13 protein-coding genes are annotated in these 14,867 nt (G+C 38.2%); 7 read left to right on the forward strand and 6 right to left on the reverse strand.

Features of this window, described 5'->3' with window-relative positions:
* The first annotated feature begins 101 nt into the window (after nt 1-101).
* Nucleotides 102-302, forward strand: coding sequence for a hypothetical protein (locus ABDV71_RS15460; RefSeq protein WP_343534119.1), 201 nt, complete (start codon nt 102-104; stop codon nt 300-302).
* On the forward strand, nt 299-961 hold the full coding sequence (locus ABDV71_RS15465; RefSeq protein ID WP_343534120.1) for a class I SAM-dependent methyltransferase: 663 nt from the start codon (nt 299-301) through the stop codon (nt 959-961). Before ABDV71_RS15460 ends, ABDV71_RS15465 begins: the two co-directional genes overlap by 4 nt.
* A 202-nt stretch (nt 962-1,163) precedes the next feature.
* Here the strand turns inward: ABDV71_RS15465 and ABDV71_RS15470 are convergent, their stop codons facing one another.
* The gene (locus ABDV71_RS15470) at nt 1,164-3,233 is read right to left on the reverse strand and encodes a M48 family metallopeptidase (protein WP_343534121.1); all 2,070 of its coding nucleotides are present in this window, start codon (nt 3,231-3,233) and stop codon (nt 1,164-1,166) included.
* 410 nt (nt 3,234-3,643) lie between these two features.
* Nucleotides 3,644-4,045: a DCC1-like thiol-disulfide oxidoreductase family protein gene (locus ABDV71_RS15475; RefSeq protein WP_343534122.1), complete on the reverse strand. Its 402-nt coding sequence runs from the start codon at nt 4,043-4,045 to the stop codon at nt 3,644-3,646.
* A gap of 151 nt (nt 4,046-4,196) precedes the next feature.
* Here ABDV71_RS15475 and ABDV71_RS15480 point away from each other — a divergent pair, with 151 nt between their 5' ends.
* Entirely contained in the window at nt 4,197-5,021 is an 825-nt protein-coding gene (locus ABDV71_RS15480; protein WP_343534123.1) for an aminotransferase class IV, read from the forward strand.
* A gap of 308 nt (nt 5,022-5,329) precedes the next feature.
* Here ABDV71_RS15480 and ABDV71_RS15485 read toward each other — a convergent pair whose 3' ends face one another.
* Genes ABDV71_RS15485 through ABDV71_RS15500 form a run of 4 tightly spaced genes read right to left on the reverse strand, consistent with a single transcriptional unit; the run spans nt 5,330 to nt 9,310 of the window.
* Nucleotides 5,330-6,508: an ABC transporter permease gene (locus ABDV71_RS15485; RefSeq protein WP_343534124.1), complete on the reverse strand. Its 1,179-nt coding sequence runs from the start codon at nt 6,506-6,508 to the stop codon at nt 5,330-5,332.
* Entirely contained in the window at nt 6,508-7,470 is a 963-nt protein-coding gene (locus ABDV71_RS15490; protein ID WP_343534125.1) for an efflux RND transporter periplasmic adaptor subunit, read from the reverse strand. The genes ABDV71_RS15485 and ABDV71_RS15490 overlap by 1 nt, the downstream gene beginning before the upstream one ends.
* A 3-nt stretch (nt 7,471-7,473) precedes the next feature.
* Nucleotides 7,474-8,862, reverse strand: a complete 1,389-nt coding sequence (locus ABDV71_RS15495; protein ID WP_343534126.1) for a TolC family protein — start codon at nt 8,860-8,862, stop codon at nt 7,474-7,476.
* A gap of 1 nt (nt 8,863) precedes the next feature.
* Nucleotides 8,864-9,310, reverse strand: a complete 447-nt coding sequence (locus tag ABDV71_RS15500; protein ID WP_343534127.1) for a MarR family transcriptional regulator — start codon at nt 9,308-9,310, stop codon at nt 8,864-8,866.
* Between the two features lie 491 nt (nt 9,311-9,801).
* On the opposite strand from ABDV71_RS15500, the gene pyrR reads away from it, so the two are divergent.
* From pyrR to ABDV71_RS15520, 4 genes are all read left to right on the forward strand, one after another.
* Entirely contained in the window at nt 9,802-10,347 is a 546-nt protein-coding gene (gene pyrR, locus ABDV71_RS15505) for a bifunctional pyr operon transcriptional regulator/uracil phosphoribosyltransferase PyrR (RefSeq protein WP_343534128.1), read from the forward strand.
* 1 nt (nt 10,348) lies between these two features.
* Complete coding sequence (locus ABDV71_RS15510) at nt 10,349-11,284, forward strand: aspartate carbamoyltransferase catalytic subunit (RefSeq protein WP_343534129.1); 936 nt, start codon at nt 10,349-10,351, stop codon at nt 11,282-11,284.
* Nucleotides 11,284-11,595, forward strand: a complete 312-nt coding sequence (locus tag ABDV71_RS15515) for a hypothetical protein (protein WP_343534131.1) — start codon at nt 11,284-11,286, stop codon at nt 11,593-11,595. Before ABDV71_RS15510 ends, ABDV71_RS15515 begins: the two co-directional genes overlap by 1 nt.
* A 252-nt stretch (nt 11,596-11,847) precedes the next feature.
* Complete coding sequence (locus ABDV71_RS15520; protein WP_343534133.1) at nt 11,848-14,865, forward strand: tetratricopeptide repeat protein; 3,018 nt, start codon at nt 11,848-11,850, stop codon at nt 14,863-14,865.
* The last annotated feature ends 2 nt before the right edge of the window (nt 14,866-14,867 follow it).

Here is a 14,867-nt window from a genome sequence, read left to right on the forward strand (position 1 = left end):
GCATCTGTGGCTTATTATCATCTCAATCCCTTCTTTTCATTTTTAGCCTCGTAAATCGACCAAAAAAGCGGATATTAGGACATCAATTCTATTTATTCATTATGTTGCGCAAAATCATCGCTGTACTTCTTACCATTATTGCTATTTGGGCTATTAAGGAAACCATCTTTATTTTCACCACTTCAGATGCTGATATAGCAGTTAAAAGAGGTCAGCTTAAATTAGCAAGTTTAAGCATCACCATTCCTTTGGTGATTGCTAGTTTATGGTTATGGCGCCCAACACCGAAAGGAGAAAAATGAAAAACTACGACCAAGATTTTCTAAAACAACTGGCCAAGCAATTAAGCTGCCCTGCAAATACCGAAGGCATAGAAGTTGCCAACAATATGCACGAAAACAATATTGGCATGACCAGAAAGGCCATTGAGGCGCTGAATATCTCTAAAGGTGACTTAATCTTGGAGCTTGGTCATGGCAATTGTAAGCACTTACCTGAAATCTTGAACCGAGCTGAGCATACATCTTATTACGGATTGGAAATTTCGGAACTGATGCAAAAACAAGCTTCGGAAGCCAACAATGTAGCTATTGAAGCCAACAGAGCTTCTTTCCACCTATATAATGGCAACAACATTCCTTTTTCAGACAATACCTTTAGCAAAATACTCACCGTAAATACCATTTATTTTTGGGAAAGACCTAAAGAATTCATCAAAGAAATTTACAGAGTGTTAAAACCTGGAGGCACTTTTGCCATTGGTTTTGCTGATAAAGATTTTATGGAAAGCTTACCTTTTACCGCTTATGGGTTTGACCTTTACAGCAAAGACAGGATTAACACCTTAGCAGAAGCAGCAAACTTTAAAATCAAGGATATTTCTTCTTTCACCGAAAAAATAACCAGCAAAGCAGGTGATGAAGTGGAAAGGTTATTTTATGTCGCTCTTTTAGAAAAATAAAGGATAGGGTACGACATTTTGTTAATGCCATTACGATTACGATGTGCCTATGTGTTTCATATAACCACATAGACACATAAGGGCATTATCCTGCAATTGGCTAACTTTTAAAGAACGGGCCAAGGCCGTTTTTAGTAAAAAAAAGAGGTTTTACTAGCGCTGGAGGTACCGAAAAGTCACAAAATGTATATCCCAATTTACATTAAATTGCTACTCTAATGGCGTGCAAACGTGCCATTTCTTCTAAAAGATTTTTCTTTACTTCAAAGTAGTTTTGATACAGTATTTCTTTAAAGGCATTTGCAGCACCAAAAAGAATTTCTAACTCATCGTCATTATAACTATTACCTGTAAAATAAATTAAGGCGTGTTTCGATAAATAAGCATCCACTTTTTCCTTTAATGCCAGATCAACATTTACATACGGCAGCGCTAATAAAAAAGTCATCTGTGTTTTAAGCTGACTTTCTGTTCGTGCAAACTTCAGGAGGTTTTCTCTAATTTCTGCAAAAGGCGTAGTGATTTGTATAAAACTCGTTTCATCTGCCACTCTGTTGTAAATCGTTAACGCCTCATCATAAATTTTATCAAACTCCAAAAAGGTTTGATATTTTCCGGTAAAGTAATCTCCCGAACTATTTTTAGCAGCTTCTTGCTTAAAATAATGATAAATACTTTCGTCGTTAATGACTAAAGCAGCTTTGATATCCAATAGTTCCTTTTCCAATTTGGGCAGCAACTCATAAATATCTGTTTTCACATATTTAACGCCATCGTATTCAAAGGTTTTAATTTCGGTATCTCCTTCGTGAATTTGTTTGATGGTCATGATATCCGTTTCCAAACATACTGCACTGTAAATCATATCCACCTTATCTGTACCGAAGAGCTCATCAAACGTTAAGATAGTTTCCGTAAGTGTCGACTGTTCTAAATCAAACTTACTAGGATTATAATTATTATAGTATCCATTAAATGCTTTAGGGAAGCTACCTGCCTTAAAATCTTCTTCGTATTCGGCTACAAAACTTGCCATTTCGTCAAAAGTTATTTGGCCCTTATATTCCACATTGGCAAACAACAGCTCCGTTACAGTAGCTTGCAATTCATCTGCTTTACCAAACAACACCAATGCTGGTTCGCCATTATCATCACCTTGCGGAAAGCTACCTGAGGTGATGGCATCTACCCTGTCCTCGGTACTTGGATGACTGGCCCATTGGTTTTTAATTACCAATTTTGATTTGTTGTAGTGGTTTAGGTATTCCTTAGTTACCTGTGGCATGTCATTTACAAAATCTATTCCCGAGTCTTGCGCCAAAGCATTCATGATATGACGATGTTGGGGATAGATATTTTTAGGTTTGACATTGGCTGAGATTTTCTGTTCGTAGTAGCTAAGCGTCCTGTCAAAAGCATTATTGGCCAAATCTAATCTCATTAATGAGGATACAAAAGGCTGGCTACCCACTACGGTCACCGCAATGGCATCCGCGTGAAATTCCATTTCCCTTGAAAGTTCCAAATGTTGGATGTTCACCACATGATAAAGTTTCTTTAACACCCACTGAATACCTTCAATAATTTTAACACCTATAGCCACAAAAAAGGCAAAATAGCCGCTCACGTTAGCAAAGCGCTGAACGGCATTTCCATATCCTTCATTATCATAAAGCATGTTAAAGATGATTTGGTTCACGGTATAAACATAGCTACCTACTTTCATGGAACGTTGAGAGAAATGACCAAATTCATGCGCCAAAATTGCTTTTAATTCTGTTCTAGAAGTACTATTCACCAAAGCCATTCCTATCTGCAAATTCTTCTTCACGGGCAAAAACATACTCAAAAAAGTCGAATCATAGAATACACAGGCATTTACCTCGTGCGATAGGTATATCTTTTTTGGAAAAGTGGTTTGCACTTTATCTACGATATCTCTTATTTCCTCGTAAAGCAATGGGGCATCTTCTTCCGTTAGTTCAATCAAATGAGACCTATCTATTTTGTGTTTTTTAAAGATAAACTTTACCAAAAAAACGAAAACAATTACCCCCAGTCCAATTAAGCCAATCCCCAAACCAAGGGTAATCACACTAGGTTTAAGCGCTATTAAACCAATGCCTAATGCGCCACACAAAACCACCAATCCAATGGACAGAGCAAATAGCAGCAAATAAGACAGCATAAAAAATATAATAGCAAGAATGGCTTTTCGAGCGGCTTTTTTAAATTCGCTACTCGTTAAATCATAGGAAGTACTTTTCTTCATAAAGCGTAATCGTTTGTCACTATAAAGAAAAAGATAATTAAGCAAATTTCAAATCGCAAGAGATGGAATTAGCGCTTAATTAGTCCACAGGCAATCTACAAGAAAACTATTTTACGATAAAACCGAAGACTCACCTTTGTTCTTTTTATAATATTTACGCTCTATTTTAACATGTTTTTTTAATTCTCTAAAGCTGATGCTGACCTGTAGCGAAGCGGAAAGCTATGCAATAAACCGAGCCTTGGCGAGTTCACCGAAGGTAATTTATTTTTCAGGGTCAGTAAAACAAAGCTGGCATCATTTGACTAAAAATCAACCAAACAACAATCTAACTCAATTTATTAGAAAAAAGACGATTTGCGAAGGCTGGGGATGTCGAAAAATCACGGAACGCTTATCCCGAAATCTAGTTAATCCAAGAATCTACTTTTAAGCGACGGAGTTGGTACCCAACATTGATTTTGTTTACCGAACCATTGGTAACGATGACGAGCGACCCATCTATATATGGCATTTCTCAAAAAAGGGGGCACGATGATAAAAGCGTAAAGCAATGGCCATAAACCAGGCAGCTTTTTGGCAATACGCAGTACGGCGGTTGATTGCTCGTACAATTTTCCATTTTCCAGTAATACCAAGCTATCTCCATGAGCTAACTTTAAAGCAGAGCCATTCAACGTTTCTTTTGCGAAATCGCTTTGCAAAGAGGCAAACTTAAACACCTCACGACGGTCCCGTTTAATGACAAACTGCACTGCGCCATTACATAAATTACACACACCATCAAAAAATATAATCGCACCTACTACCATTGCTGCAAGTTAGATAATCAAAATGAATGCGACATTCATTTTGTTCTTTTTTCTAATCTAGTTTCATTCTTTTATTTTTTATTTCAAACTTTGGTTTTGATACGGTCCTTGCCGTCATTTTTAGACTCTAGATAAAAAATATTAAACAAAAATGGGCAATACATATACCTACGTTAACGGTCAATTACTTCTCGAAAATGAGGCCAAACTTTTAGTTACCGATTTAGCTGTACAACGAGGCTATGGTATTTTCGACTTTCTTAAAACCGTAAATGGAAAACCCATTTTTATCGAGGATTATTTCAACCGTTTTTTTAACTCCGCAGGTGAAATGAACCTTGAAGTTGATTTTGACAGGACAGACCTCTTCACTGCAGTAACCTCACTTCTTGAAAAAAACAATATTGCAAATTCAGGACTAAAAATCATCCTAACAGGCGGTTATTCTGAGGATGGCTATCAAATTGCAAAACCAAACCTGGTGATTGTACAAACACCTTTTGAATATAATCCTACCAGTTTTGATAAAGGTTTAAATTTATTATCCCACAATTATCAAAGACAACTATCTTCGGTAAAAACGATTGATTATCTGCAAGCCATTCGCCTTCAACCACTATTGAAACTGAAACAGGCCGACGATCTTTTATATCACAACCATGGCGACGTAAGAGAATGCCCAAGGGCCAATATTTTCATGATAAAAAACCGGCAAGTTTTTACGCCAATTAGCGGAATTTTACGTGGCATTACTCGTGGTAAAATATTGGGCATACACCTTGATGGCATAGAGGTTAAAGAACAAGATTTTACCCTCGATGATCTGGCTAACGCAGACGAAGCGTTTATCAGCAGTTCTACCAAGAATATTTTACCAGTGCTTAGTCTTGACGGTAAACCTATTGGCGATGGCAAGCCAGGTAAAATCACCTCAGTTTTAAACGAGAAATTGCTCGAGATGATTAAAAACTATTAAATTCAGTTCGATTATTAAATTTTTCAAAACAACCCGTAAAGCAGATGCTGACCTGTAGCGAAGCGGAAAGCTACGTAGTAAAATAAATTCAACATGACGAACCACTCACCTGACGTCACCCTGACCTGCCTGCCTGCGGTAGGCAGGTAGCGAAGCGGAAAGCTATGCAATAAACCAAGCCTTGGTGAGTTCACCGAAGGTAATTTATTTCAGGGTCAGCAAACAAAGTTGGCAATAATCGAACTTAAGCTATTACCACTTAAACTCACCGAGGGATAACAGATTTTTTGCTATCCCCCAATGAGTGATTATTCCTTTTTCTTTACGACAGCGGTTTCCTTTAGCAGCTTTCTTTTTTTATACGCTAACGCAGCATATGAAAGGACAAAACCAACAGCAGTAATGATGATTAAATTTTGGACATAAGGATAAATCAAATCCGTTGGACCATTTTCAATAATCAAAACCCTGAATATCGGCAGGAAATGTGTTAATGGAATGATGGAAGCAATATACTGTATCCACTCGGGCATTTGGCTCAATGGCCAAGTAAAACCTGATAGGATAAAACTAGGCGTAGCAATGACCATCAATACCTCCGTAGCTTTTAATTGGCTAGGGATTAATAAACTCACCAAAATACCAATAAAACAAACCGACAGTACAAATAATCCAGCGGTGAGCGTAAGCGTTCCCAAATTTTCATAAAATGGAATCTTAAACCACCAAGTAAATAACCAATAGATGAGCCAAATACCAAAACTCATGACCAGGTAAGGAATTACCTTGACCATAATAAGCTTAAAGGTAGAAGACGTTTTGTTTACCAAAAATTTAAACGTCCCGTTTTCAAACTCAGAGGCGAAAGAAAGGGCCAAGCCTAGCATTAAAACCTGTTGTAAAACAGTAGCCAATATACCAGGCCACAAAAAGTACATGTAGTTTGTAGAACGGTTGTTCTTTTTGATGAAAGTGGTTTTGAAAGGCTCATATTGGCTCATCAGTAAATTCTCTGGTACCCCTTGCTTTCTAAGCGTTTCTAATTGTACGCCCACCTTAAGCGTTCCCAAACATACCTGCAATGCCGTAGAAGCATAATTTGCAGTAAGCACATTTGCCGTATTCACAATGGTGGTTATTTCTGGATATTTCTTCGTCAGTACACCTTTTTCAAACCCTTCGGGAATAATAACAATACACACTGCCTCATTTTCAAGTGCTGTTCTGGTGAGATTATCCTCGTTGGGCAGTAATGCGGATATGGTCAATACTTCGTTATCCTCCATCATTTGCAATGCTTTTTTACTCATCTTGCTCTGGTCTTTGTCTACCACCACAATAGGCAAATCAGTTACTTTACCTTTGTTATATACATAGCCAAGCAATACACCATACATAATGGGCGCTCCAATGAAAAGGATGCGCAACACACTGTTGTTCCAAAACAGTGCGAACTCACGCTTTAATAGTTCAAAAAAAACTCTCATTATCGTTTGGTTATGGTCACTGTAGATTTGGTTAATATTTCGGCAGCTTCTGTAGCCTGTTTTGGCGACACACTGATTTCATAAAGTGCATCTTGCATATTGTAATCAGGATATGCCGTGGCGATATTCGCATACGCACCAATTTGTTTAATGTTCCTAATCACGCCGCTTACTTTTTTATCCTTCAAATAAGGTACCGTCACTTCAATTTCTTCACCTTTTTTATATTTGCTCAACTCGCTTTCAGGAACTGTAAAACGGAAATAGGTCGTATTGTTTAATGAACCGGTAAATAGGGTGTAACCAGGCAAGGCCAATTCTCCCACTTTTAGGGTAATGGTTTCAAGCATCATATCCTGTGGTGCAATTACATACCTTTCTTTTTCAGCCGTTTTTACTTCTTGCAAAGCACCCAGTGCTCTATCTTTTTGCCCCAAGGCCATGGTTTGCTGCTCCATACGCACACCATTTTTCACATCGGCAATTTCAGCTTCTACCGCCGTGTACTGTGCCAAAGCACCTTGGTATTTAGCAAATACCTCATCATATTGCTGTTGTGGCACCAATGAATCAACCACCATTGCCTCAATACGTTTCAACGATTTTTTGGCAAACTCATATTGCTCTTTTAAGGCAGATTTCTTTGCATTCAACTGCTTTAATTGGTTTGCCGTAGCACCGTGCACGCTCATGGCATATTGGGCATCTGCAGATTTAACCGCACCTTGTGCCTGTGCCTTTTTAGCTTCTACCTCTGGAATATCCAATACCGCAAGCGTATCTCCTTTTTTCACCAAATCACCTTCATTTACATATATTTTTGAAATACGTCCAGCGATTTTACCTACTACAGCAAGTTCATCTCGCTCCACTTTACCTTGTATAAGGCTATCCATATTATTTTTTGGTCTGCATGATATCAATGCAAGCATACCTAATAGTATAAAAGTATATTTCTTCATAACTTATTTTACTTGAAGTGAATTTTGTAAGTTTCCTGTAGCCGAGATGGTCTCTAAAGCGAGTTTTCTCTGCTCTACGATACTGTTAATTTTTTGTAGTGACGTTTGATAGATATCCGTTTCTACCGTTAAACGTTCGGTTACGTTAATCAATCCGGTATTATATTGCTTTTGCGCAATTAATAGATTGTTTTTAGCAATTTTCTCTCTTTGTGCCGCAATATCAATCTGTCTTAATAAAGTTTCATATTGCACATTATTATTTTGCAGCTGTAGCTGCACTTTCTCTCTCGAATCGGCTAGTTTATTTTCTATCTGTTGGATATTGATTTTAGCTTCATCAATTTTATGCTTGCGTTCAAAACCACTAAAAATATTCCATTTCAACGCCACTCCTGCAATAAAATTGGGAGATAGTTTGGCGCTATTAAGCCCCAAAGAATAATTATTATTGGTAACCGGACCGCTAAAGGTGGTTTTTGCATCAAATACCGAGGCATAGCTATAACTTCCGAAAGCGCCAACCACAGGTAAAAGGCTTCCCTTCTCTTTCTTTAACATGAATTGATAGGCCGTTTTGAAATTTTCAAGAGCTTTAATCTCTGCTCTATTATCAGTATTAAGCGGCTCCAATAACACTATAGGCTCTAATTGATAAACCACGCTATCAATTTTTGCATTGCTATAGTGGGTCAACACATGCAGCTTTTGATACAATACTTTACGTTTACCTTCCAGCTCTATTTTTTTTGAAGCCAATTCCAAAACTGCTAATTTGATTTTATCTCGATCATAGGGAATGGCTAAACCATTGGCAATAGCTTTCTCTACCCGCTCTCTTTCTTTATTTAAACGGACTTCACTTTCATCCACCAATTTTTGCGCCTCGGTCAACAAACGGATTTGATCAAAGGAATAAACAACATCCCTAATCACCGAATCCTTTTTCGGAGAGGCCAAATATTCAGTACCCTGCTTTTTAGCTTCAATAGCTTTGGCACCGTTAATAATTTGTCCGCCGCTAAAAAGCACCGATTTTGCAGTTAGCCCACCAAAGAAAAGATTGCCCCTATTTTTAAAGTTCTGCTGACCATCAAACAAAGAAATTCCTGTAATGGGCAAATTCAATGTTGGAAGGTCAATACCCAAGGTATTGTTAAAATAACCATACATGGCCATAGCGTCTATGGTAGGAATGTACTTATTAAGCACTTCCTTACGTTGGAGCGTCAACTTTTGTATTTCCAAATCGTGATTTGCCAGCCCCTTGTCTTCCATAAGTGCGGCATCAATAGCACGTTTAAGTGTTTCGGAAACATAAAATTGCTGGGCATGTAAATGCGGCAGCCCCACTATGAAGCAAACCGCTATTCCTAAAAAAATTCTTCTCATATTATAACACGCCTATATTATTGTAGATTTTGTTGAACACATTTTTTACTGTTTCTATTTCCTGTACCGTTAGCCCTCGGGTAAGTTCTGTTAAAACCTCCTCGGCTACCGGCATTACTTGTTTTTCAACTTCCAACCCTTTTTTGGTCAGGAATATCAAGTTGAGCCTTCTGTCTTTGGCGTCGGCTCGTCTTTCAATGTAGCCATCCCTTTCGAGATTGTCTAGCAATCTGGTCATGCTAGGTTTGTCTTTTCCAGTGGCATTGGCAATTACTTGTTGCGAAATGCCATCTTTCATCCATAGCTGCATTAGAACGGTCCATTGCTCTTTAGTGAGCGATATGCTATTAAGCTTAAACTTTTGTGTAAGCACCCTGCTTGCATACATGAACAACCTGCCTCCTAGCAAATTGTACTTATCTTCTAATGAAATCAAATTAGTTATCATAACAATAGTTGCATAAACAACTACAAACTCCGTGCAGCTAATTAAATTTAAGGAGATTTTTTATCTTTCATGACATAATGGTGACGATTTAACTTAAAACTTATTGATTTAAAGGAGCTGGGAACGCAAGGCGGTTGTCATTATTTATTACGCTTTCATACTTACAAAGGTCCCAAAATCGTAAGTCTCTATAAGCAGTGTGCGCTATGTGTCTATGTGGTTCATTTAAGAGAACCACATAGACACATAGATTAAAAACTTCGTAAGCCTATTTAAAACCTTCACTAGCAAAAAAAAAGTAACATAGCAATACAGACGGCTGTATCATAAACCCGATTGCAATGAAAAGCCAGTCTGCGGTAGGCAGCGGGAACACCAATCAAAAGGGTACTTAATTGATTTTCAACAACAAGTAAAGATTTTGAAAAACTGGTGCATTTTTGGGCTTCACGATTTAAAACATTTACCTATATTTGCGCAATCCCAGTGCAATGCAAAAGAGAACTCTACTCAGCGGCCAAAAACTTCAAATCACAATTAAGCGACTTTGTCACCAGCTAATTGAGAACCATACTGATTTTAATAATACTGTTTTAATTGGTATACAGCCAAGGGGAACTTTCTTTGCAGATAGGGTTCACCAAGAACTTTCGGAAATTTTAAAAAGCAGCTCCTTAAAAAAAGGCCATTTGGACATTACTTTTTTCAGGGATGATTTTAGGAGAAAAGATGGCTTGGTAACCGCAAGCAGCAATACCATTGATTTTATTATTGAAGGAAAGCAAGTAATTTTAATAGATGACGTGCTTTGGACCGGACGTACCATACGTGCGGCAATGGATGCGCTTTTGGCCTATGGCCGACCTGAAAGTGTAGAGCTAATGGTTTTAATTGACCGCAGGTTTTCGAGGCACTTACCTATTGAGGCCAACTACATTGGCATGCAGGTTGACTCAGTTGACTCCCAAAAGGTAAAGGTGAGCTGGAAGGAAAATGAAGGAGAAGACAAAGTAATTTTATTATCAGAAAAGCAATAAAATGGCAGCAGACAAATTATCAACACGACATCTTTTAGGCATTAAAGATATTAACCTGAATGATATTGAATTGATTTTCGAAACTGCTGATAATTTTAAGGAAGTGATTAATAGACCTATTAAAAAGGTACCTTCTCTAAGAGACATCACCATTGCGAATATCTTTTTCGAAAACTCAACCCGTACCAAACTTTCATTCGAACTAGCTGAAAAAAGGCTTTCGGCTGATGTGGTGAATTTCGCTACCTCCTCTTCATCGGTAAGCAAGGGCGAAACCCTGATTGATACGGTAAACAATATTTTGGCCATGAAAGTGGATATGGTGGTGATGCGCCATCCTTATGCTGGAGCTGGTCAATTCCTAAGTCGCCACATTGATGCGCAAATTGTAAACGCAGGCGACGGTGCACATGAACACCCTACACAAGCTTTATTGGATGCTTTCTCGATCAGAGAGAAACTTGGCGATGTAGCGGGCAAAAAAGTGGTGATTGTGGGTGATATCTTGCACTCTCGCGTGGCTATTTCCAATATTCTTTGCTTACAAAAACTAGGTGCCGAAGTAATGGTTTGCGGCCCTACCACCTTAATTCCTAAGCATATTGGTGCATTGGGCGTTAAGGTAGAACACGATTTAATTAAGGCACTCAACTGGTGCGACGTGGCCAACATGTTGCGCATACAGCTTGAACGTATGGATATCAAATATTTCCCAACGGGAAGAGAATATTCGATGATGTACGGTTTAAACAAGCAAATTCTTGATAATTTAGATAAAGAAATTGTAGTGATGCACCCAGGTCCTATTAACCGTGGGGTGGAGATTACCAGTGACGTGGCTGATAGCAAACAATCTATCATTTTAAATCAGGTAGAAAATGGTGTAGCCGTTAGAATGGCTGTTCTTTATCTTTTGGCCAGCCAAAAAGATAGCTAATGACCCCTAAAGAAAAGCAATTTGTAGACTATTGGACTGAAAAGAGAAAAACATGGAGCTGGAGAAAGCACAGCTACCAGACCTTTATCACCGTAGCCATTCCTCTTGCTATCTTAATAGATTTAGTCAACTATTTCATTATCGGCGACACGCAGTATGATTTTTTCAGTTTCTCTCATCTGGGCACTTTCATCTTCAACTTGATCATCATTTCTGTACTTACCATTATGGGTTTAGGTTTTGCCAACTGGAACTACAACGAAGGCAAGTATTGGAGCATTTTAAGGAAAAACACCAATAAACTACAGTAGCGTTTGCTATTAACGTACAACCAGGCTCATCATTAAAGCGCTGTTAAAAACTTTTTAACAGTACATACCAAGCTCACAACCATTTCGTTAAATGTCTGTTATCAACAGATGTTAATTTCTTATGTTGATAGCTAAGCACATTAATTCTATTTTAGTATCAACCCTAGCTAAAACCATTGCTCAACAAAATGGACAATTTGGCCATAGCTAACCAAGTAATGCCGTAAAAAAGCTACTTAAAGAAATACGCAAATGAAGAAAAGATACTTATTGGTTCCACTGTTTATAGCCAGTGGATACGGTTTTGGACATGCCCAAACTAGTCCATTGATAAAACTGAACCAAAATTACCAGAGTGGGTTAGAGCTGCTTAGAAACGAAAAATATGTAGCCGCTGCACAACAGTTTAAATTAGTAGAGCAATACCGTAGCAAAACAAGTACGCAACAGCAAAGCAACGCCGAGCTATCTATCATTAAAGAAAATGCCAAGTTTTATGCCGCGGTTTGCGCTATAGAATTGGGAAACGATGATGCCGAAGCACTTTTCCAAGAATTTATTAGAGAATATCCTTTAAATCCAAATACGAAACTGGCCTATTTCCACATGGGGAAAACCTATTTTGCAAAAAAGGATTACGCAAAGGCTTTGGAATGGTTCAATCAAGCTGACCCCACCTCACTTTCACAAAAACAACGTTTAGAATATCAGTTCAAGCAAGGTTATGCTTATTTTGAGCAGAATAATATTGAAAAGGCCGAGCCTTTATTTGAGGCCGTTAAAAAAGAGGAATCTCCATTCCAAGAAAGCGCCACTTATTATTTTGCTTACATCAACTATCTTAATAAAGAATACAAAACGGCACTTGCCAATTTCGAGAAACTAAAAGGTTCGCCTACGTATGAGGCCAGCTATCCGTACTACATTACTTCGATGTATTATTTGGATGAACGCTATGAAGATGTGATCGACTATGCCATTCCAGTTATGGAAAAAACCAAGCAAAAATACGAGGCCGAAATGCTGAGCTTGGTGGCTGCTTCCTACTTCTCGAAATCAGAATTTAAAAACGCGGAGAAATATTTTGCACTTTACTACAGCAAGGACCAAAATCAAGTTAAGAACAACCTTTTCATTTACCAATATGGCTATACCCTTTTCCAAAATGGCAAATACAAAGAATCGGTAACAGTATTAGAGAAACTGAATACCGACGATGTGTACCTACAAAACGGTATGTTCACCTTGGGAAAATCGGCCTTAAAATTAAACGTAAAGGAAAAGGCCAGAAATGCTTTCTTTAGAGCTTCGAGATTAGATTTCGATAAAAACCTACAGGAAGAAGCGTGGATCAATTATGCCAAGTTAAGCTACGAACTGGAGTTTAACCAACAAGCCTTGGATGCTACACAAAATTTCTTGAAGACCTTCCCTAATTCGAAAAGAATTAATGAAGCGAAAACACTTTTAGGCGAAATTTTACTGACCAGCAAAAACTATCAGGCGGCTATTGATATTTTGGAGCCCATCCCTAATAAAACTCCAGAAGCGAAGGCTGCTTATCAGAAAGTAACCTATTTTAGAGGTTTGGAATTTTACAATGAAAGAGCTTTCCCTAATGCATTATCAATGTTTTTACGTTCGGGTAACTTCCAAGAGGATAGCGAGATTTATGCTTTAAGCATTTATTGGATGGCCGAATCGATGTACGAATTGAGAAAGTACGGTGAAGCCGTTAAAACTTTCGAAAAGTTCCTTGCCATGGAAGAAGCTAAGAAAACCGAAGTATACAACTTTGCGAACTATGCCTTGGGCTATGCTGCTTTTGAAGATGAAAAATATGTAAAGGCGGCCAACTATTTCGAACGCTTTTTAAAAGGAGCAGATAAAGATGCCAAAACAGTAAACGATGCGATGCTTCGCTTAGCGGATTCATATTTCGTGAACAAAAATTATGGCGACGCGCTTTCTTATTACAACCGTATTATTAGTGGTAAACAAACTGGAGAGGACTATGCATTGTTTCAACGTGGGATGATTCAAGGTTTGCAAAAGCAAGATGATGCCAAAATTGGCACCATGCAAAGCTTATTGAAACAATTCCCTAACTCTAACTATGCAGATGACGCAGGTTTCGAAACTGCTTATACCTATTTTAATAAAGGTGATTTCGAAAAATCGAAAACAGATTTGGTAGGTTTAGTAGCCAAATACCCTCGCAGCAGCTATGTACCTAAGGCGCTTTTAACCATAGGCTTAGTGCAATACAACCAAGATCAAGATGATTCGGCACTAGAGTCTTTCAAAAAAGTAATCAGAGATTACCCGAGCACTCCCGAAGCTAAACAATCTCTTGAATCCATCAAGAATATTTATGTAGACCGTGGCGATGCCAATGGGTTTATTGCTTATGCCGCTACTACCCCACTGGGCAACTATTCCACCAGCGAGCAGGACAACATCATGTTCCAGTCGGCCAATAACATTTACCTAAGAGGCGATGCCAAGGGTGCTTATGAGGCCATCAATTCTTATCTAGAAAAATTCCCTAAACCAATCCACGACAAGGAAGCTAAATTTATCAGAGCTGAATCTCTGGTAAAATTAGGCCGTTCATCAGAAGCTATTCAAGATTACGATTACATCCTTAACGATTGGACCAGTGACTATACCGAGCGTTCGTTAATGAGTGTTTCGAAAGTATTAATGGACGAGAAAAAGTATAACGAAGCCATTGTATACCTAAAACGATTGGAAACTACAGCCGATTATAAAGCCCATCACAGCTATGCCATCAATAACTTGATCAAGGCTTACACCGCCTTGAACATGCCTGATGAGATGCTAAAATATGCTGATATCGTTAAAACTTCGGAAAAATCTTCAGAAGAAGAGAAAAACAGCTCTGACCTATTTGCGGGTAAGGCTTATTTGTTGAAAGCAGATACTACGGCAGCCATTAAATCATTCAACAAAGTGGTTTCAACTACCAAAACATTGGCCGCTGCCGAGGCTAAATACAATATTGCTGCGTTACAATATGCCAAAGGCGATTACAAGACTTCTCAAAAAACTTGTTTCGACCTGATCAATAACATGCCATCATATGATTATTGGGTAGCGAAATCATTTATCCTATTAGCCGATAATTATTTGGCTTTAAAGGATAAGATGCAAGCGAAAAGTACTTTGTTAAGTATCATCGACAATTACGAAGGCAAGGATGATATTGTTCCTACCGCAAAAGAAAAATTGGCAAAAATCAACTAGAA

Source organism: Pedobacter sp., assembly GCF_039594775.1.
Taxonomy (GTDB): domain Bacteria; phylum Bacteroidota; class Bacteroidia; order Sphingobacteriales; family Sphingobacteriaceae; genus Pedobacter.

Bases quoted from the DNA above. Each gene is read 5' to 3' on its own strand.
- ABDV71_RS15490 (WP_343534125.1), bottom strand. From the start codon at position 7,470: ATGAAGAAATATACTTTTATACTATTAGGTATGCTTGCATTGATATCA.
- ABDV71_RS15495 (WP_343534126.1), bottom strand. From the start codon at position 8,862: ATGAGAAGAATTTTTTTAGGAATAGCGGTTTGCTTCATAGTGGGGCTG.
- ABDV71_RS15485 (WP_343534124.1), bottom strand. From the start codon at position 6,508: ATGAGAGTTTTTTTTGAACTATTAAAGCGTGAGTTCGCACTGTTTTGG.
- ABDV71_RS15520 (WP_343534133.1), top strand. From the start codon at position 11,848: ATGAAGAAAAGATACTTATTGGTTCCACTGTTTATAGCCAGTGGATAC.
- ABDV71_RS15510 (WP_343534129.1), top strand. From the start codon at position 10,349: ATGGCAGCAGACAAATTATCAACACGACATCTTTTAGGCATTAAAGAT.
- ABDV71_RS15475 (WP_343534122.1), bottom strand. From the start codon at position 4,045: ATGGTAGTAGGTGCGATTATATTTTTTGATGGTGTGTGTAATTTATGT.
- ABDV71_RS15460 (WP_343534119.1), top strand. From the start codon at position 102: ATGTTGCGCAAAATCATCGCTGTACTTCTTACCATTATTGCTATTTGG.
- ABDV71_RS15480 (WP_343534123.1), top strand. From the start codon at position 4,197: ATGGGCAATACATATACCTACGTTAACGGTCAATTACTTCTCGAAAAT.
- pyrR (WP_343534128.1), top strand. From the start codon at position 9,802: ATGCAAAAGAGAACTCTACTCAGCGGCCAAAAACTTCAAATCACAATT.
- ABDV71_RS15515 (WP_343534131.1), top strand. From the start codon at position 11,284: ATGACCCCTAAAGAAAAGCAATTTGTAGACTATTGGACTGAAAAGAGA.
- ABDV71_RS15500 (WP_343534127.1), bottom strand. From the start codon at position 9,310: ATGATAACTAATTTGATTTCATTAGAAGATAAGTACAATTTGCTAGGA.
- ABDV71_RS15470 (WP_343534121.1), bottom strand. From the start codon at position 3,233: ATGAAGAAAAGTACTTCCTATGATTTAACGAGTAGCGAATTTAAAAAA.
- ABDV71_RS15465 (WP_343534120.1), top strand. From the start codon at position 299: ATGAAAAACTACGACCAAGATTTTCTAAAACAACTGGCCAAGCAATTA.